The sequence below is a fragment of the Myxococcus sp. CA039A genome, from assembly GCF_013336645.1.
GTDB lineage: Bacteria > Myxococcota > Myxococcia > Myxococcales > Myxococcaceae > Myxococcus > Myxococcus llanfairpwllgwyngyllgogerychwyrndrobwllllantysiliogogogochensis.
The window spans coordinates 1-19,375 of record NZ_JABUMQ010000213.1; the positions used below are offsets into that span (position 1 = coordinate 1).

At 70.0% G+C, this 19,375-nt stretch carries 16 protein-coding genes; 10 read left to right on the plus strand and 6 right to left on the minus strand.

Going from position 1 to position 19,375, the window contains the following annotated elements; genetic code table 11:
• Both HR086_RS30225 and HR086_RS30230 read left to right on the plus strand, forming a co-directional pair.
• Positions 1-141 (plus strand): chemotaxis protein CheB (locus tag HR086_RS30225; protein ID WP_305794101.1); only part of this gene is annotated, 141 nt, incomplete at its 5' end.
• Entirely contained in the window at positions 135-1,928 is a 1,794-nt protein-coding gene (locus HR086_RS30230) for a CheR family methyltransferase (RefSeq protein WP_174456657.1), read from the plus strand. The genes HR086_RS30225 and HR086_RS30230, both read left to right, overlap by 7 nt.
• A gap of 12 nt (positions 1,929-1,940) precedes the next feature.
• Here HR086_RS30230 and HR086_RS30235 read toward each other — a convergent pair whose 3' ends face one another.
• Both HR086_RS30235 and HR086_RS30240 read right to left on the minus strand, forming a co-directional pair.
• The gene (locus HR086_RS30235) at positions 1,941-2,261 is read right to left on the minus strand and encodes a polyhydroxyalkanoic acid system family protein (protein ID WP_141647258.1); all 321 of its coding nucleotides are present in this window, start codon (positions 2,259-2,261) and stop codon (positions 1,941-1,943) included.
• 104 nt (positions 2,262-2,365) lie between these two features.
• Positions 2,366-3,832 (minus strand): deoxyribodipyrimidine photo-lyase, encoded by a 1,467-nt coding sequence (locus HR086_RS30240; RefSeq protein WP_174467364.1) that lies wholly within the window; start codon positions 3,830-3,832, stop codon positions 2,366-2,368.
• Between the two features lie 192 nt (positions 3,833-4,024).
• Here HR086_RS30240 and HR086_RS30245 point away from each other — a divergent pair, with 192 nt between their 5' ends.
• Positions 4,025-5,260 (plus strand): hypothetical protein, encoded by a 1,236-nt coding sequence (locus tag HR086_RS30245; protein ID WP_373564374.1) that lies wholly within the window; start codon positions 4,025-4,027, stop codon positions 5,258-5,260.
• Positions 5,261-5,327: 67 nt separating this feature from the next.
• On the plus strand, positions 5,328-6,473 hold the full coding sequence (locus HR086_RS30250) for a DUF1015 family protein (RefSeq protein ID WP_174456656.1): 1,146 nt from the start codon (positions 5,328-5,330) through the stop codon (positions 6,471-6,473).
• A gap of 168 nt (positions 6,474-6,641) precedes the next feature.
• Here HR086_RS30250 and HR086_RS30255 read toward each other — a convergent pair whose 3' ends face one another.
• From HR086_RS30255 to HR086_RS30270, 4 genes are all read right to left on the minus strand, one after another.
• A complete protein-coding gene (locus HR086_RS30255; protein ID WP_174467362.1) occupies positions 6,642-9,890 on the minus strand; it encodes a fused MFS/spermidine synthase in 3,249 nt (1,082 codons plus the stop codon).
• 172 nt (positions 9,891-10,062) lie between these two features.
• Positions 10,063-11,235, minus strand: a complete 1,173-nt coding sequence (locus HR086_RS30260; RefSeq protein WP_254623825.1) for a hypothetical protein — start codon at positions 11,233-11,235, stop codon at positions 10,063-10,065.
• Position 11,236: 1 nt separating this feature from the next.
• The gene (locus tag HR086_RS30265) at positions 11,237-12,073 is read right to left on the minus strand and encodes a hypothetical protein (protein WP_174456654.1); all 837 of its coding nucleotides are present in this window, start codon (positions 12,071-12,073) and stop codon (positions 11,237-11,239) included.
• Positions 12,070-13,020, minus strand: coding sequence for an ABC transporter ATP-binding protein (locus HR086_RS30270; protein WP_373564375.1), 951 nt, complete (start codon positions 13,018-13,020; stop codon positions 12,070-12,072). The genes HR086_RS30265 and HR086_RS30270 overlap by 4 nt, the downstream gene beginning before the upstream one ends.
• A 235-nt stretch (positions 13,021-13,255) precedes the next feature.
• Between HR086_RS30270 and HR086_RS30275 the strand changes: the two genes are divergently transcribed.
• The 6 genes from HR086_RS30275 to HR086_RS30300 form a co-directional block, all read left to right on the plus strand.
• Positions 13,256-13,468: a hypothetical protein gene (locus HR086_RS30275; RefSeq protein ID WP_254626528.1), complete on the plus strand. Its 213-nt coding sequence runs from the start codon at positions 13,256-13,258 to the stop codon at positions 13,466-13,468.
• A 64-nt stretch (positions 13,469-13,532) separates the two neighbouring features.
• Complete coding sequence (hemB, locus tag HR086_RS30280) at positions 13,533-14,501, plus strand: porphobilinogen synthase (RefSeq protein WP_254623826.1); 969 nt, start codon at positions 13,533-13,535, stop codon at positions 14,499-14,501.
• A gap of 174 nt (positions 14,502-14,675) precedes the next feature.
• Positions 14,676-15,074, plus strand: coding sequence for a hypothetical protein (locus tag HR086_RS30285; RefSeq protein WP_246137646.1), 399 nt, complete (start codon positions 14,676-14,678; stop codon positions 15,072-15,074).
• 23 nt (positions 15,075-15,097) lie between these two features.
• Complete coding sequence (locus tag HR086_RS30290; protein WP_141647270.1) at positions 15,098-15,712, plus strand: RDD family protein; 615 nt, start codon at positions 15,098-15,100, stop codon at positions 15,710-15,712.
• Positions 15,697-17,943 (plus strand): ATP-grasp domain-containing protein, encoded by a 2,247-nt coding sequence (locus tag HR086_RS30295; protein ID WP_141647264.1) that lies wholly within the window; start codon positions 15,697-15,699, stop codon positions 17,941-17,943. Before HR086_RS30290 ends, HR086_RS30295 begins: the two co-directional genes overlap by 16 nt.
• 160 nt (positions 17,944-18,103) lie before the next feature.
• Positions 18,104-19,375, plus strand: a 1,272-nt coding sequence (locus tag HR086_RS30300; RefSeq protein WP_174467363.1) for a P1 family peptidase, incomplete at its 3' end; no start/stop codon positions are given.

A 19,375-nucleotide genomic window follows, 5' to 3' on the forward strand; every position in this document is an offset into this window, starting at 1 on the left:
GGGCGGACCATCGCTCAGGATGAAGGGACGTCCGCGGTATGGGGCATGCCTCGCGAGGCGGTGCTGCTCGGGGCGGCGCAGGAAGTGCTGCCGCTGGAGCGAATTGGCCCCACGTTGGTGCAGTGGGTGGATGCGTGCTGAACGTGAGCAACAAAGTGCTTCAGCAGCTCGCGGCGCTCCTCTTGGAGCGCGCGGGGCTGAAGATTACCCCGGATGGGTTCCACAGCTTGAGGTTGGCGCTGTCCACCCGCATGCCCGCGCTGGGCGTGGAGGAGCCGGAGCGCTACCTCCAGCGGCTGACGGGAGCCGGGGGCGAGGAGGAGCTGCGCTCACTCTTGCCGCTGGTGACGGTGGGGCACACGGAGTTCTTCCGCGACGGCAAGCAGTTCCGCGCGCTGGAGAAGAGCGTGCTGCCGGACCTGCTGGCGCGCGCGCGGCGGGAGATGCGCAAGGTGTCCGTCTGGTCCGCGGGCTGCGCGACGGGCGAGGAGCCCTACAGCGTGGCCATGGTGCTGGCGGAGCTGGGGGCGCTGTCCGCCGAGGTGGACCTGTGGGCCACGGACTTGAACCTGGCCGCGGTGGAGGCCGCGCGGCAGGGGCGCTTCTCCCTGCGACGGAGCATCAGCATCCAGCCGGAGCGCCTGGGCCGCTTCTTCCGTCCCGTCGAGGATGGCCACGAGGCGCTGCCCGCGCTGCGCGAGTACATCCGCTTCGACGGGCAGAACCTGGCCGTGCCCGTCTTCGACAAGGTCGCGCTCAACTCGCTGGACCTCATCCTCTGCCGCAACGTCATCATCTACTTCGACCTGCCCACCATCCGTGGGCTGATGGACCGGTTCCTCAGCGCGCTGCGGCCCGGTGGGCTGCTCTTCCTCGGGTACTCGGAGAGCCTCTTCAAGGTCTATGACCGCTTCGAGATGATCGAAGTGGACGGCGCCTTCGTGTACCGGCGCCCGCCGAGCGACAAGGGCTACCGCCCGCCGCCCCTGCGCATCCATCCGTATCCCGGCACCGCGGAGCAGTCCCAGCGCGCCCCGGAGCCGGAGCCGTTCTCCCCGGCCGTGTACGCGCGGCCGCCCGTGGAAGGGGCCTTCGGCGCCCGTCCTCGCAACGCGGCGGAGGCCTCTTCGGTCCGGGGGGCCGGCGCACTCTCAGGGTCCTTTCCCGCCGTGGGGCCGCTGCCCGCCGCCTCGCCCGTGCCGGGGATTTCCTCCGCGTCGACCCCGTCGTCGTCGACGACGTCGCGGGTCAATGACCTGGGCCGTCCGCGCATCACCGTGGAGCTGCCCGCGGTGGGGACCTCGGACGCCGCTCGCACGCGCCCCACCGTGGAGCTGCCCGCGGTGTCCGCGCCCGCGCGCACCGTCACCGGTGAGCTGCCGGTGCCCTCCGCGTGGCCCAAGCTGCTGCCTCCCGCGGAGCGGCTGGCCATGGCCGTGCGGAAGATGACGCTGGGGGATTTCCCGGCCGCCATCTCCGGCGTTCAGCGGTTGCTGGTGGATGAGCCCAGCGACCTGGACGCGCTGTTGACGCTGGGCAACCTCTTCTCGCTCACGGGGCGCATTCCCGAGGCGCGCGAGGCCTTTGCCCAGGCCATCCTGCGCGAGCCGCTGTGCGTGGAGGCCCGCGTGTTTGGCGGGGTGGCGGCGCTGCAGGCCGGGGAGCTGAAGGAGGCGCGCTCGGAGCTGGCCAAGGCGCTGTTCCTGGAGCCCACGCTGGCCATCGGCCACTACCTGCTGGCCCAGGTGCAGGAGCGCAGCCACGAGTCGGAGGCGGCGCGTCGCAGCTATCGCAACGCGATTGCCCAGCTGCGCTTCCCGCAGCGCACGCTGGCGGGGCACTACCCGGAGATGCCCGACTCGGCGGAGGCCATCTCCCGCGCGGCGCGCTACGCCCTCGCCGCGCTGGAGGAACAGCCTCCGCACTGAAGCCCGGCGCCCTTAGTCCAGGGTGCTCTTCACCTGCTCCAGCGACTTGCTCGGGTCCAGCACGGACCCGAACTTCTTCTGGAGGTAGGACTTGGCCTGACCGCGCAGCAGCATGCCGGGGTCCGTGCCCTCGCCCTCGACGGCCTTGTCGGTGATCTTGAAGGACGCGTCCAACTGGATGCCCATCACCTTGCCGACAATCTTGGCGCCCTCGCCCTGCCAGTCCGCCTTCACCCCGTACTTGCCACCCCAGTACTGAAGGAGCTGCTCCACGCGCTTCTTCACTTCGTCCTTCGGAAGGGAGTGGGGAATATCGAACTTCATCATGCCCATGGCGCGGCTCCTGGCGTCGTTGTCCCACCTTTGCGTTTAGTGGCGGTGAGACGGGAAGGGAACCGCCGTGTCACTTTTGGACGCGCGGATGTCAACAGCCTTGCTCACCGGTCCGCCACGCGCCGGGCGCGCTTGAACTTCACCGGCGGGTCCCCGGGCCGTCCCCAGCGCGCCATATAGGGCGCCAGGTCATACTTTTCCGCGGTGCGTGGCGAACTCATGGGCCGCACCTTCCCCAGCACCTTGCGCTCCTGGAAGGGCCTGTCATGCAGCCCCAGGACCCACATGAAGTTGGCCACGCTCGCGGGGTCTCTGCCGTCCACCGCGTATTTGTCGTTCAGGTGGGCGATGCGCTGAAGGCCCTCGTCCGGTGTGCGGCTCCACTCCAGGATTTTCTTGCCCCACAGCATGCGCAGGTAGTTGTGGATGCGGCCCCGCTCCACCAGCTCGCGCTGCGCCGCGTTCCACAGGCCATCCGCCGTGCTCGCGTGCTCCAACTGCTCCAGCGAGTACAGGTGCTCCCGCGCGTCCTTCTGGTGTGTGGACAGCGTCTCTCGCGCCCAGCCTGGCAAGGACTCCACGGAGAGCTGCTTCGCCTCAGGCGTGTGGAAGCAGAAGTTGAAGCCCAGCTCGCGCCGCACCAGCAGCTCCTCCAGGAAGCCGCGCACGTTCGGGTCGTCGGTGCCGCGCGCGCGGATGGCGGCGCGGGCCGCCTCGCCCGGGAAGAGGTTGCCCCAGTGGAAGAAGGGGGACAGGCCGGACTGGCGCGAGAGGCCCGGGTCATTGCGTCCGGCGTCGTAGCCCTCCAGGTTCTCGTGCAGAAAGGCGTCGAGCGCCTTGAGGCCCGCCTTGCGCCCTCCGCGCTCCGTGAGCGGTGTCACGGCGTGGTCGATGTGGAAGCTCGCCAGGGACTGACGGGCCTCGCGCGCGTCCGCCACGTCGAAGTCCGGTGACAGCTTGCGCCCCGCGGCCGCGGCCTCGAGGTGGCGCGAGCGCAGCGTGCGGCCCAGGTACTCCGGCCACAGCTTCTGCAGCTTCGGCCGCAGGGTGTACGCGCCGGCCTGGAGCGTGGGGATGCGCTGCATGGGCACCACGCAGGAGGCATCCACCGCGAACAGCGGCACGTGGAGCGCCTTGGCCGCGCCGCGCAGGTGCCCGGGGATGATGTACGTGGGGAAGAAGTCCGTCACCACGGCGGCGGCGCGCTTGCCCAATTCCGCCAGGCGCGGGTGATGCTCGCGTGCATGGCGTGGCAGCTCCACCCAGTACGGCAGCCCGCGCGACGCGAAGGCCGACGTCAGGTCCGCCATGCCCTCCAGTGCCCAGGCATGGAGCCGGTCCGAGGCGTGGGGATAGTCCGGACGCAGCGCGTGATACACGACGACGGGCAGGTGCAGGTGGTTGCCCAGGGCGATGGCCGTGTCGAGCGCGTGGTTCTCCTCGGCGCGATGGTTCACCATGCACCAGTACAAGACGAAGTCTCGACTGGCGTCGGGCAGGGGCACGTCCTTGACGACGAGGATGCGCGCGGAGTCGACGTCGAGCTCGGACCACGAAAACCCGATGGGCATGATGCGCAGGGATGCCCGACCGCCATCCGCGTCGCGAAAGAATTGAAGCACGCACGGAGGAATGCCGTGCTCATGACGGTTCCACCCACCTGGGGCGCTTCCGTCGTGGCGAGTGGGCCCAGGTGGATGCAAAAAACACCACGGGGACGTGGGTTGTGGTCTTGTGGCGGACGGACCCAAGGAGTTGCTTGCGTGTCACTTCTGAGAAACTGGATCTGCCTTCCCGCCGTCCTCGCGCTCGTGCTCGCTTCGCCCGAGGCCGCGCGCGCACAGACGGGCTCCTCGTATCCGTACACGGAGCCGTCCCAGGCGCAGCCCTCGTACCCCTCACAGCAAGCCGCGCCCTCGGAGCCGTCGTCCCCTCCATCCACGGAGCAACAGCCCGGGGACTCCGCGGCCGGCCAGCCCGGGTATGGGCAGCCCATCTCCGCGCAGCAGGAGCAGGCCTCCCCACCGGACGAAGGCAATGTCCCCACGCGGGATGCGCCGCTGGCCCAGGAGCCGGACTCGTCGCGCACCTCGCCCCTGTCGCCGGTGACGCAGGATGGCCTGCGTCCCACCCTGTCCCCGGCGTCGACGCCCGTTCAGGCCGACTACGTGGACAGTGGCGCCGTGCTGGACGGCCGCCAGCGCCTGGGGCCCTTCCTGTCCGGGCCGGGCAGCTTCAAGTTCATCGCCCACCACACCACGCTGGGCGCGCTGGGTGGCTTCTTCACGCAGGCGTTCGCCAATGACTTCAGCTTCGACCAGAGCTCGCGCGAGGCGATGCTGGCCGGCACGCTGATTGGCGCGGGTCTGGGTTTCGGTGCCTCCGCGTGGTGGCAATTCAACAATTGGGTGGACCGGCCGATGTCGACCTTCGGCATGGGCAACTCCGTGGTGGGCGGCATGTTCATGGCCGGCTTCATGGACCTCTTCACCCAGGACCCGGGTGTGCTGACCTGGTCGGCGTTCCTCGGCGCGGAGCTGGGCGCGTGGCTCACCGCGGGGCTCGGGGGCGGACAGCTTCCGCTCAACGACGGCCTGCTGATGGCCTCCGGCGCGGGCTGGGGCGCGGCCTATGCGGCGCTGCTGCTGGCCGTCATCCACTTCTCGGGGACGGACATCTCCTCGAAGACGTGGCGGGACACGCTGCTCTTGGCGCCCGGTATCGGCGCGGGCGCGCTGGCGCTGGCCACCATGCGGTATGACCCGACGCCGTCGCAGATTCTCCGAGCGGACCTCTTCGGCGCGGGCGTGGGCGCGGCGGTGCTGCTCATCTCCGGCCTGGTGCTGGGCGGGTTCGACCAGTCCACGCCGTACGTGCTGTCCTTCCTCGGCTCGGCGGGCGCCATCACCACGGTGAGCCTGCTGTGGGAGGAGAGCGTGGACCGCTCGTCGCTGAAGTCGTCGGCGAAGGACCGGCCGTACCGCAACGTCTGGTGGTAGACGGGCCCCCAGGCGAGCGAGCGGGCGCCGTGGCAACGCGAGGTGGCAGACACCACCTTCCGTCGACATGGCGCGCGTCCATCCCTTCACGGCCCTGCTGACCCCGCTGGCTCGGACCCTCGAGCCCAGCGGCTACGTGCCGCGCAGCAACGCGGTGCCCCAGCCCTCCCACGTCCGGCCCCTCCTGGAGGCCGCCAACCCTTCCGCGGAGCTGCGCCGACAGCGCGAGTCCGGCGTCCTGTTGCGCGACGCCCGGCCCGCCCTGTACCTGGTGGAGGTCCACAGCCAGGCGGGCAAGCTGGGAGGCCCTCCGGTGCGCTATCTCCTGTGCGCGTTGCGCCAGGATGCCGGGACGCCACTGGAGTTCGACCCGTATCGCCCCCGCTCCTGGGAGGCCGAGCCGGCCGTCACGCTCACCGCGGATGACCATGGCGTGTTCCGAGGACTGCTCGCCGAGGCAAGCGAGCGCTCCGTCCTCGTGTGGGAAGGCGAGTTTGACGGCCGCACCCTCGTGCTGCGCCGAATCGAGCCTTCCCCCGTGTCCAAGCGCATCCAGGCCGTGTTGGACGAGGCGCCCATGCGCCCGCTCACCGCGCTGGCCGAGAACGGGCCGACGCTGGCCGCGGTGGTCCCCCTGTCGGACCCGGGACTGGAGCTGCTGCCCATCCACCGCGCGCTCAAGGGCGTGGCGACCTTCAAGGAAGAGACCTTCCTCACGCTGGTGACGGCGTACGCGCGCGTGTACGAGCTGGATGAGCCGCTCGACACGCCTCGGGGCCTGGTGGCCGCGCGCGAGCGGCTCGCGACGCTGATCTCCGGCCACCACGCGGTGTTGCTGGTGCTGCCCGGGGGGCGGGGGCGCATCCTCCGCTTCCGACAGGGGCTGGACCTGGCCCATTTGAAGGGCGCGCCTCGCAACCCGACGCTGCGCAGCCTGGACCTGGCGCTGCTCAACGCGCTGGTGCTGCGGACGGTGCTGGGCATCCAGGACCCCGAGGCGGCGGGACATCCCCACGTCTTCCCGGTGCAGGGATTGGAGTCCCTGGTGAAGGGGGTGGAGTCGGGGACGTTCCAGGCGGGCTTCGCGCTCAATCCGCCGCCCATCTGGGAGGTGCGCGCGGTGATGGAGGCGCAGGCCACGCTGCCGTCGCGGACCCTGCGGGTGGACCCGCTCCCTCCCGCGGGTCTGCTGTTCCTCGACACCGACACCTAGCTTCGCGTGAGGGAGCTGACGCCAGGCGGCGCGAACGCCTTCACGCCCGAAGTGCTGTTGATGGTGGTGTGAATCGCCGAAGCGCCGGCGCATGCGGCGCGCCAGGGAAGGCCGGGTGAGGCATCCCTGGACGCGCGGCTGGGCGCCTGGTGTTTCAGGCCACCTGCCTTACGGCGCGGACTCGCCCGCCTGGGGCGGAGTGGGAGGTGCCGACTCCGTGGGCGTCTGGGCCTCCGGAAGCTGGACGGCCTCGAGCATGAACACCGAGGGAGCCTGGGCGAGCAGTCGCGCCAGGTCGGCCGCGGCCACCGCCGCCAGGGGATGCCCGTGGTGCGCGTAGCAGCGGCGTCGATCATCAAGTTGCCTGCTGTCCCAGATGGTCAGCGGTTCGATGGGCGCGAGCACCTCGATGCACAACCCCAGCCAGTCCAGGACCTGCGCCAATTCCACACGGGTCTCCTCTCGCGCCACCGTCAGGGCCTCCGCCGCGAAGGGCTTGGCGAGGACGTCGAAGAGCCGCTTGCCCAGGGCCTTGTCGGCGCGAGCGATGCCGACGAGCTGGGGGATGATGTCGGCCACGATTTCCGGCGCCGGCCACGGGTCGTCTCGCATGGCGATGAAGCCGCGCTCGAACAGGGTGGTGGCCTCTTCCAACCGTTTCTGGCGCAGGTGCACCATTCCCTCCAGCATGTCCGCCTCCACCGGCAACCTGGCTCTAAGGGGGGCGGTGTACTTCAATGCCTCTTCGTCACCCGCGGCGGCGAGGACCCTGGCGAGGGCCAACTGCTCGCGAGGGCCGATGGGCTCCCAGCGCGCCTGCTGCCAACGCGCGCGAGCGATGGGGAGCTGGTTCCGGGTGTACGCGTCGATGAAGGGCGCGCGCGCCTTCACGGAGGCACTGCTGGACTCGGCGCGGGAGAGCGGGGTGCTGGTCCAGGCGCGGTGCAGCCCCACGCGCTCCCAGTTCACTTCGCCGACAACCTGTGGGCGGCCGGTCCCCAGGTTGTGTGTCGTCTTCCAGAAGAAGAGCATCGAGAAGCCCGCATCGCGTCCGAGGCTGCGCGCGAAGGCGAACTCCATGAAGGACACGTCATCCGTGTTGATGAGGGCCTGGCTTGCCTCCGCCACGCGCGTGGTGAAGGCCGGAGTGGCCACGTAGCGCGCGAGCACGCCTTCGACCTCGTCCGTGCGCCAGGTGGCGCGTAGCGCGGTGCGATAGGGCTCCTCGGCGATGCGGGCGCGCAGCCGCGCGATGTCGTGCACCATCGGCTTGCGGGTCGCCACGAGCAGCAGGTCACCGGAGTGAACCTGCCAGGTCTCCACGGCCTCGAACTCCGAGGCCAGCGTCGCATAGGCGCTCTGCACCGTGAGGGCGTCCACTTCGTACGCCTGGAGCCACTGGACGAAGATGCCGCCCTCCGCCATGCGCTCCTTCACGGCTTGATAGAAATCACGCGTGAAGAGGCTGGAGATGCCCGCGCGATAGGGATTGGAGGGCTCCGAGAAGATGATGTCGTAGCGCTGCCGGGTGGTTAGCAGCACCTCTCGTGCATCGGCGATGACCGTGTGGACCTTCGGGTTGTCCATCACGTTCGAGTTGACCGCATGGCACCGCCGGGCGACCTCGAGGATGGCGGGCTCGATCTCCACCACGTCCACCCGCTCCATGTTGGGAATGGCGCCCAACCAGCCCGCCGTGCTGCCGGTGCCCAGGCCAATGACGAGCGAGTTCTTCGCGTCCGCGTGAAGCAGGGCGCCGAGCAACCCGCTCATCACCTGCGTGGGGGCGTCTCCAATGGCGTTGCCGTCCACCTTGCCGTTGACGATGAAGGAGAGGCCATTCGCGGAGTTGAGCGCGACGCTGCTCTCGACGCCGTCCTTCTCCCAGACCATGCCGCGGGCCTTTTCGCGCACCCAGGCATCGATGTGGTTGATGGTCGGGTCCTTGAGCCCGGAGCGACCCGCGCCGACGCTGCCATGCCGCCACGCCGCGGTGGGGCCGTGGGCCGTCAGCAGCACGAGCGCGAGCGCGGCTACGGAGATGGGTATCCACAGGCCCGCTCGCAGTCGCTCGACACGCAGCGAGAGCGTGGCCGAGGCGAGCCCCAGCACGGCGAGGATGCCCGCGACGAGCTGCCACGTCACCGGCGCCGTCAGGAGGGGAATCACGCCGAAGCCACCCGCGAGCGAGCCCACGATGGAGCCCACCGTGTTCCACGCGTAGACCTGACCCACCTGCTTGCCCACGTCGTGACTTCCCTTGCCCACGAGCGCGAGGAGCAACGGGAACTGGATGCCGGAGACGAACGCGGCGGGAAGGATGACCACCGCGCCCACCAGCGCCCAGCCCATCATCATCCCACCGAAGCCGATGCCTCCCAGCGGGCGCAGCAGCGCGGCGACGACTGCCAGGCGATCTCCCATCGCGAAGGGCAGGGCGATGAACAGCGCCTCCGCCGCGCAGGTGAGGGCGAACCCGGACAGCGTGGCGGGGCGGTGACGGAAGACGATGGAGTAGGTCGCGCCACCCAGGCCGATGCCCAGGAGCGCCATCGCGAGGATGAGGCCGAAGGTGAAGGTCGTCCCGCCGAGAATCGGGCCGAGCATCCGGTACCACACCAGCTCCATCAGCAGGAACGCGAAGCCGACCAGCATCGCGGACACGAGCGCGAACTGGGGCGCGTAGCGCGTGGCGGAGAGGGGAACCGTGAGCGGTGCGGCAGGGCTCGCGGCCACGGGGGCGACGACCTCGGTCGACGGGGCCTCCGACTTCGGGGGCGCGGTGCCCTCGGCGGGCTCCATCGACCGGCTCACGCTGCGCGCGGTGATGGCGACGGCGGCATTGAGGAGGCAGGCGATCCACAGGGTGGTGCGGTTGCCGTAGACCTCCAGCAGGAAGAAGGTGGAGAGCGCCGCGCCGGTGACGGCGCCGAGCGTGTTCACGCCGTAGAGGACGGCGAGGTGGCGGCGGGCCGGGTCCTCATCCGACTGGACCGCGCGAGCCGCGGCCGGAAGCGTTCCGCCCATCAGCACCGTGGGCACGGCCAGCACGAGCGCGGAGAGCACCAGCCGGACCACCGTGCCCCCCGCGATGCCGAGGAGGGTGGTGCCGCCGACGCCGATGTACACCGCGCGCGCCAGCTCGACGAGGAAGGGGCTCAGGGCCGCGGTGCCGGCGATGAGCAACTCCAGGTTGGCGTAGAAGTTCAGGGGACGCGGCTGCCGGTCCGCGCGAGCGCCGAGGAGGACTCCCCCCAGGCCCAGGCCCGCCATGAAGATGGCCAGGACGGCCGCCGACGCCGCCGTGCTGGCGCCGAAGATGAGGCGAAACTCCCGCAGCCAGACCGTCTGGTAGACAAGGGCGCACAGGCCCGAGCCAAACAGCAGCGGGGCCACCCTCGACACACGCGAAATCATCAAGCGGTTCTCTCGTCGGACTGGGCTGCCTCGAGAAGTGAGGCAGGCCGGGCGCGACGAAGTGTCGCAGAGATCACAGCGGCTTGGCCACAATGCCCGACCCCTCGTCCGCTCGGGGGGCGTCCGCTCGGTGGCTCCGAGGAGGGGAGGAGGCCCGACGTGAGCGGCCTGACTACCTCGCGGGCGCCGGGGCCTGCTCGACCCCCGCCTGGGTTCCCGTTTCGGGGGCGCGGCCCCCTTCGGCGGCCCGACGCTCCTCGCGACAGAAGGCCAGGCGCTCCTGGATGACGGCCAGGGGGACGGCCATCTCCAGCGTGAAGGAGTCTCCGTCGGGCTTCACCTTGGCGAAGTCGAGCAGTTGGGCCAGGTCCTTGTCCTCACCCGCCTGGGCCTTGATGCGCGCGAGCGAGAGCGCGGCGCCCAGGGACTTGCCCAGGTCCGTCACGTCGTCGGCGCTCGGGCCCTTCACCTCCGCCACCAGCGCCACGTCCGAGCTGGCGTCCAGGTGCAACTCCACGTTTTGCGCCACGTCGCGCAGCCGCTGGGCCAGCGCGGCCTGCTCCGGAGGAAACAGCCGGGCGATCATCTCCACGGAGAGCACGCCGTACATCTCGCCATACGTGCTGCTCTCGGAGATGGCGGGGGGCTCGTCCGGCCCGCGCCCCTCCACGCGGTCGATGGCCGCCTTCACCTCGTCCGGCGACTTGCCCACCACGAGCAGTTGGTTGTTCCACGTCGCGATGGCGGACGTGTCCCGCCGCTTCACGGTGGTGCCGTCCGGGTTGGTGACGCTGGACTCGCCCGCCTCGTACACCCTCGCGCCCTGGCCGTAGTCGGCGGACACGCGCTCGCCCAGCAGTTCCTTGAACCGCGCGTTCTCGAAGTTGCCCGACAGCATCATCCCCTCATCCGTGACGACCAGCCGGTCCAGGTCCTGGAGCGGGTCCACGCCGCTCTTCTGGCGGAACTCCTCCAACTGCTTGCCGCCGTCCCGCATCAGGCAGTCCAGCAGCAGCCCGCCGATGGGCGAGTGCCTCAGCGCGTTCGCCTCGATGATGACCGCCGTCTTGCCCGGTCCACGCGGCAGCGCCGCGAGGAGCGGGTCCCTGGGACGCGAGGGCTCGGCCGCCGTCCCCGAGTCCGTCGGTGCCAGCGTCGGAAGCACCTGGGTCCTCCGGCGCTCCGCGCGCTCGCGGTCCGGCGCGCGCATCCGTCGGGGAAAGTCCACCTCGAGGGCCGCGGCCCCTTTCTCTTCGCCCTGGCCCAGGAACATCAGCAGCGCGGCCACGACGAACAGCAGCGCCGCCATCACCAACCACACCCGCCGCTTCTGGCGCTTCTCCATGTCAGTAATCCTTTCCTTCAAACCGCCAGAAGCCCACCGCGAGCGCCCCCAGCCCGAACACGAACACGCCCAGGAGCAGTGTCCCCAGTGAGCGCACTTCCAGGGGCGTGGAAGACGCGATGTCTCCCGCCGCTTCCGCCAGCGCGGACAGTCGGGGCAGCACCAGCGTCACCGCCAGGAAGGCGCTCCGGCTCAAGCCCTCCTCGAAGAAGGTCGAGATGTCCTGCCGGTGTCCGGCGATGATGCCTCCCACCATGAAGGCGAAGCCCGCGGCCGCGCACAGCGCCGCGCTGCGCACCAGCGTCGCGGTGGTCAACATCACCGCGTAGACCGCCGCGAAGCCCACGCACGCCATCAGCCCCGCCACCAGCGGCCCCACCGTCCAGTACCCCGCCTTCACACCGAAGATGAGCACCAGCCCCGTGGTGCCATACAGCGTTCCGCCCAGCGCGAGCGTCATCACCCCGAGGAAGGTCCCCGCCAGCAGGTGCCAGCGCTGGATGGGCAGCGCGAGCAGGTGCTCGATGCGCCCCGGCGACATCAACCCCGGCGCGAAGTCCGAGCACGCGACGATGCCGAACAGGATGCCGCCATAGAACACGATGAACGCCGCCGCCTGGTACACCGGGCGCAGCGCCACGTCGATGGACTGGATGTTCCCGCGAAGCTCCTTGCCGAACAGGCGCGAGGCCGCCAGGGCCCCGTCGATGACCTCCAGGCGCAGGCTCACGGCCACCACCGCCAGCACCAGGGTGATTCCCACCATGAACGCGAGGATGAACTTGCGCGACGCCGCCTCGCGCAACACGTACCCGGCGATTCCCAGCACCGGTCTCATGCCGCCACCTCCACCCGCGCCGCCCCGGCGCCCACGGTGCCCAGCAACACCGACTCCAAATCCATGCCGTCTCGCCGCAGCTCCACCAGCAGCGCCCCCGCAGCGCGCGCCCGGTCCAGCGCGACATTGAGCACCGCGGGGTCCCCCGCGTCCACGTGGTACACGCCGTCGGCCCGGCCCTGCACGAAGCCCGCCTGCGTCAGCGCCTCCACGCTCACCCCGGGCGCGAAGCGCGCCAACCACCGCGACTCGCCCCTCACCAGCTCGTCCAGTCGCCCCTCACGCAGCACGCGCCCGTCCGCGAGGATGGCCACCCGATCACAGACGCGCTCCGTCTCCGCCAGCAGGTGCGAGTTCAGGAAGAGCGTCGTGCCCCGCTGGACCTCTTCCTGGAGGATGCGCCGCACCTCCATGCGCCCCATGGGGTCGATGCCGTCCGTGGGCTCGTCCAGCACCAGCAAGTCCGGCTTCCCGATGAGCGCCGCCGCCAGACCCAGCCGCTGACGCATGCCCTTGGAGTACCCACCAATCTTCCGGCCCACGGCATCCGACAGGCCCACCCGCTCCAGCAGGCGCAGGTTCCCCGCCGGATCCGGTGCCAGCCCCTTGAGCCGGCCCACCGTGGCGAGGAACGCCGTGGGCGTCCATGCGTGGGGCAGGTGCAGGCGCTCGGGCAGGTAGCCGATGCGCGCTCGGATGCGGGCGTCCTCGGGGGAGCCCCCCAGTACGCGCACGGTGCCCTCCGTCGGCTGGACGATGCCGAGGATGCTCTTGATGAAGGTCGTCTTGCCGGCGCCGTTGGGGCCAATCAACCCGAAGGCACTTCCTTGGGGAACCGACAAGTCCATGCCCTTGAGGGCAACGGTCCCTGTCTTCCGGAACGCGCGGCGATACGTCTTGCTCAGGTTCGTCACTTCGATGGCGGGTGTGCTGTCTGTCACGGTCACGAATGTAGACGAGCGGGGCGGGCGGCGATTGCTTCCGAGCGGACGGTCGGAAAGGGCGGCCGGGCGGGCGCACGCCGCTGTCTTCCGCGACGGCGTTTTCGCGGCCCTGGGAAATGGGTTTCGCACGCCTGCCGTCCCTGCCGCGCCGCGACACCTCGTCGTTTCGCCAGCTTGCGGTGGGGTTGCGGGTGGTCCGTCCCGTGCAATCCCCCACGGCACACCCCAGGCAGGAGGAATGATGACGTACGAAGAACGCGTGGAGCAGCAACGGGACGAAGCCCGTCGGGAGCTGGTGGCCGCCGAGCGCGGCCTGTCGGCGGGCACCGAGGCGGCGCGGGTGCGCTACGCGAGGGCGCTGCACGAGGCGGACATCGCGGAGGTGCGGGCCCAGCGCCACGCCCGGGAGCGGCTGCGCCATCAGTACAGTTGGCGGCCCGTCGCAGGGTGAGCGGCCGGGCGGCCACACGGAAACGATGAAGGTCGGGCGTCGTCGGTTTATATCGGCGTCCACCATGGCCCATCCCGTCCATCGCCCCCGCCGCCTGCGCCGTTCGCCCGTCCTGCGTGAGATGGTCCGCGAGACGCGCCTGGACCCGGGGGACTTCATCTACCCCCTCTTCGTCGTGGAAGGCCGGGACGTGCGCCGTCCCATCACCTCCATGCCGGGCATCTTCAACCTGTCCGTGGAGCACGCCGTCGCCGAGGCCCGCCAGGCGAAGTCGCTGGGCGTGCCCTCCGTCATCCTCTTTGGCATCCCCGACCACAAGGATGCCCTCGGCTCCCAGGCGTACGCGCGCGACGGAATCGTCCAGCGCGCCATCCGCGAAATCAAAGCCGCCGAGCCCGACCTCCAGGTCATCGCCGATGTGTGCCTGTGCGAGTTCACCGACCACGGCCACTGCGGCGTGCTGGAGGGGGGCCACGTCGTCAACGACGCCACGCTGCCCCTGCTCGCGCAGATGGCCGTCACCTGTGCCCAGGCGGGCGCGGACATCATCGCGCCCTCGGACATGATGGACGGCAGGGTGGGCGCCATCCGCCGCGCGCTGGACGAGGTGCGCCTGACCGACATCCCCATCCTCTCCTACGCGGCCAAGTACGCCTCCGGCTACTACGGCCCCTTCCGCGAGGCCGCCCAGAGCGCTCCCAAGTCCGGCGACCGCCGGGGCTACCAGATGGACCCGGGCAACGTGCGCGAGGCCCTGCGCGAAGTGGCGCTGGACGTGGAGGAGGGCGCCGACATGCTGATGGTGAAGCCCGCGCTGGCCTACCTGGACGTCATCCGCGCCGTGCGCGAGCGCTTCGACTTGCCGCTGGCCGCCTACAACGTCTCCGGCGAGTACGCCATGCTCAAGGCCGCCGGGCAGAACGGTTGGATCGACTACGAGCGTGTCATGCTGGAGACGCTCACCGGCATCAAGCGTGCCGGCGCGGACCTCATCATCACCTACCACGCGCTGGAAGCCGCGAAGCTCCTGTAGGCAACAGCCGCCACCCCCGCGCGCGGGTTGCCGCTTGATCCGCCGCGGGTGTTGCGTCCAAATAGCTCGCGCACGATGCCCACCAAGAAGAAGCGTCCCAGACGCAAGTCGGAGAAGCCCCCGCCCCAACGCAGGCGCGGCTCGGCTCGGCGCCCCGGTACCGGGCGTTCCCCCGTGGTTCGTACTTCTGTTTCGTTGCAGTACAAAGTGGTGGAGCTGTCCACGGTGGACGAGGGAGCGCTGGAGCGCACCCTGAATGAGTGGACGGCGAAGGGCTGGAACCTGGACGGCGTGCAGTTCGCGATGCGCGAGTCCTCCAAGCGGCCGGCCATGGCGTTCCTCTTCTTCACGCGTGAGGGTGTGGCGGCGGAGCCGGACGTGGACGCCGCGCGCTCGAAGCTCTTGCGGCTGTCCGAGTCGGGACCGACGGCGGCGGGGAATGCCTGGGCGCCCGCCTCGGGTTCCCACGCTCCCTTCCATCCGTTGAGCGCGCATGAGCGGCTCGCGCGGCTGGCGGGGTTGGACGAGCCGGAGCCGCACGAGGAGGGTCTCACCTTGGAGCCCGAGGAGTGAGCGCGCAACGCGAGCGGATCTTCATGGCCTCCAGCCGGGGAGGTGGGCGTGCGCTGCGGCTGGTGGTGGAGGACGCCGCGCCGGGCTCGCCGTATCCCAAGGCGTCGCTGTGGCTGCGGCTGGGCGCGCGCGTGGTGGACGTGGGCGTGGCCTGGGGCCTGTACGTGGTGTGTGGCGCGGCGGGCGCCGTGGTGGCGCTGCTGTTCCTCCTGCTCGCGGACGGGATGATTCAGGGCCAGAGCGTGGGCAAGCGCATCTTCGGCGTGAAGGTGATGCATCTGCCCACGCGCTCGGCGGCGCGCCACCGGGACAGCACGCTTCGCAACGCACCGCTGTCGCTCATCGTCCTCCTGGGGATGATGCCGGCGCCGCTGGGCGCGGTGGCGGCGGTGGCGGGGCTCGTCGTCATTGGCGGCATCGAGGCGTGGCGCGTGGTGAGAGATCCGCTCGGCTGGCGGCTCGGTGACACCTGGGCGCAGACGCAGGTGGTGGATGGGAAGGTTGTGGCGGGCGCAACCGTTGCAGCCCGCGACCCCGTGGCGCACCAGCGTGCACCGGGCAGACTCATGTCCGCGGCGAAGATGCGCCGCGGTCGCTCGCTCAAGAAGAGAAGGGGGCTCCCGTGCGCATCGCGCTGACCCACAACCTGCGGCTGTCTGATTCGGAAGAGGAAGCGGAGTTCGATACCCAGGAGACGGTCAACGCGTTGGCGGCGGCCATCGAGCGGCTGGGGCATCGGCTGGAGCGCTTCGAGGTGAGTGGTCCCGCCTCGCGCACCGTGGCGCGGCTGGAGGCCTACAGCCCCGACCTCATCTTCAACACCGCCGAGGGACGCCGGGGGCGCTTCCGCGAGGCGTTCTATCCCGCGCTCTTCGACGAACTGGGCTTCCCGTACACGGGCTCGGACGCGTACGCGTTGGCGGTGACGCTGGACAAGCAGCTCACCAAGCTCGTCCTGGCCAAGCAGGGCATTCGCACTCCGGGCTGGCAGTACGTGGAGAAGCTCAGCGAGCTGACCGCGGAGAACCTGCGCTTCCCCGTCATCGTGAAGCCCAACTTCGAGGGCTCCTCCAAGGGCATCACCCAGGACTCCATCGCGGAGACGCTGGACGAGGTGCGCGCCAAGGTGGCCAACGCGCTGGAGAAGTACCCGGCGGGCGTGCTGGTGGAGGAGTACATCCCCGGCCGCGACCTGGCGGTGCCCTTCCTGGCGGCGGTGGACAACGACTACGACGGCGTCCTCACGCCGGTGGAGTACGTGGTGGACCCGGCCGTCACCGCGGGCCGCCGGTACGCCATCTACGACTACGAGCTGAAGACGAAGAAGGACAACGCCGTCACCGTGCGCGCTCCGGCGCAGATTCCGCTCCGTACGGCGGAAGACATCCGGAAGATGGCGCAGAAGATCTACCAGGCGCTCGACTGTCGCGACCTGGGCCGCATCGACTTCCGGCTCAGCGACGCGGGCGTGCCGTACTTCCTGGAGATCAACGCGCTGCCCAGCCTGGAGCCGGGCGCGGGCATCTACGCATCGGCGGAGCTGGACGGGCTGCACCTGGATGGCGTCATCAACTCCATCATCCAGAGCGCGGCGAAGCGGTACAAAATCAAGGACTCCGCGCGGCGGCAGGGCAAGCCCGCTCGCAAGACGGGGCCCTTGCGCGTGGGCTTCACCTACAACGTCAAGCGCGTGAAGCCCATGGCCAACGCGGAGGCGGTGGAGGACAGCGAGGCGGAGTACGACTCGCCCAACACGCTGCAGGCCATCCGCGAGGCGATTGCGTCCTGGGGTCACGAGGTCATCGACCTGGAGGCCACCGCGGAGCTGCCCACGGTGCTCTCCAGCACGCCGTTGGACATCGTCTTCAACATCGCCGAGGGCTTCAAGGGCCGCAACCGCGAGAGCCAGGTGCCCGCGATGCTGGAGCTGCTGGACATCCCGTACACGGGCAGCGATCCGGCCACACTCTCGATTGCCTTGGACAAGGCGCTGGCGAAGAAGATCGTCCGTCAGGCCGGCATCCTCACGCCCAACTTCCAGTTGATGGCCACGGGCAAGGAGCGGCTCAACAAGGAGTTCACGTCCTTCCCGCTCATCGTGAAGCCGGTGGCGGAGGGCAGCTCCAAGGGCGTCGTCACCAAGAGCGTCTGCCACAGCGAGGCGGAGCTGCGCGAAGTCGTGCGCGAAATCGCCGGCAAGTACCAGCAGCCCGCGCTCATCGAGGAGTACATCGGCGGGCGCGAGTTCACCGTGGGCCTGCTCGGCGAGCGCCGTCCGCGCGTGCTGCCGCCCATGGAGATCGTCTTCCTGGACAAGGGCGAGAAGAACCCCGTCTACAGCTTCCAGCACAAGCTCGATTGGACGGACCGCATCCGCTACGACGCGCCCGCCAAGCTGGAGCCCTCGCTGCTGGAGAAGCTGCGCACGGCGGCGCGAAGCTCGTTCATGGCGCTGGGGTGCCGCGACGTCGCGCGCATCGACTTCCGCATGGACGACAAGGGGCGCATCTACTTCATCGAGTGCAACCCGTTGCCGGGCCTCACGCCGGGCTGGAGCGACCTGGTGCTCATCGCGCAGGGCGCGGGCATGGACTACCGCGCGCTCATCGGCGAAATCATGGCCCCCGCCATCCGCCGCTACAAGGAGCGCGAGGCCCGCCGCGCCGCGACCGAGCACGCCTCCACCGTGCCGCACCACCACCACAAGGCCCACCCGCTGGACGAGCCCGGCGCGCTCGTCCCGGCGCCGGTCGCGGCTCCTGTCGTCACCACGCCGAACGGCAACGGTGGCAACGGCAACGGGGGGAACGGCAACGGTACGACTTCGCAGCACGGTGACGCGCCCCCGCGCATCGAAGCCAAGGCCTGACGACAGCGCGTGAAGCCCCGGATGTTCGGGGCCTCGCGGACCTGCACGCGGCCCGCTCCCGTTTTCACGCGGAGCGAGGCCGCGTTTTCATTCGTGCGCCTGAAGTTATTACGCGTTCGGAGTGGTTGACGGTGGGTGATGGTCCGCTAGTGTGCCCGGCATGGTGCACATCCCCGAGTACAAGGGACCGCGGGTTCGCGCTCGCGAGCTGGGTCTTCCGCTGGGCCGCTTCAAGCCCGGGAAATACAACGCCATCACCGACGTGGAGGGCGTGCTCGTGGGCCATTGCACGCTCATCAAGGGCGACGGGCCGCTGAGGCCGGGCCACGGTCCGGTGCGCACGGGCGTGACGGCCATCATGCCCAACATGGGCAACATCTTCATGGAGCGGATGACGGGCGGAGGCTTCGTGCTCAACGGCGCGGGCGAGGTCTCCGGCATGACGCAGCTCATGGAGTGGGGCCTCATCGAGACGCCGATTCTTCTCACCAACACCATGGCGGTGGGCGCGGTGTCGGACGGCGTGGCGCGCCACCTGGTGGAGCGCTACCCGGGCATCGGCGACGAGCACGACGTCATCATCCCCGTCGTCGGTGAGTGCGACGACTCCTGGCTCAACGACATCTCCGGCCGGCACGTGCGCGAGGAGCACGTCTTCGAGGCCATCCGCAACGCCGCCTCCGGCCCTGTGGCCGAAGGCAACGTGGGCGGCGGCACCGGCATGGTGACGTGCGACTTCAAGGGCGGCATCGGCACGTCCTCCCGCAAGCTTCCGGAGGTGCTCGGCGGCTACACGCTGGGGGTGCTGGTGATGTCCAACTTCGGGAAGATGCACAACCTGCGCGTGGGCGGCCTGCCCGTGGGGGAGGTCCTGGCGGAGAAGTTCAAGGGCGCCCCCACCCGGGGCAAGACCTACGGCTCCATCATCGCGGTGGTGGCCACGGACGCGCCGCTCTTGAGCCATCAGATCAACCGCCTGTGCAAGCGGGTGGGCCTGGGCATCGGCCGGGTGGGCAGCTACGCGGCGCACGGCTCGGGGGAGATCGTCGTCGGCTTCTCCACCGCGAACATCATCCCGCGGCGCACGCAGAAGATGGTCTACAAGCTCAAGCTCCTGCTGGATCAGCGGCTGGATCCGCTCTACGAGGCGGTGATGGAGGCCACCGAGGAGGCCATCCTCAACGCCATCTGCATGGCCACCTCCATGACGGGGGCCAACGGGAACCACTGCCCGGCGCTCCCCCTGGACGAGGTCCGCCGCTTCGTGGACGCCTGCAAGCCCATCTTCGCCTCGGTGAAGAAGCGGCCCCAGCAGAGCAGCGCCCCCGCCTCACGGGAGAAGCCCACCGACGAGGACCGGGAGGGGGAGGTGACGGTGTCCACCGCCCGACCCACCCAGGTCCGGGGGGCGGAGGGGATTCCCTTCCCGACC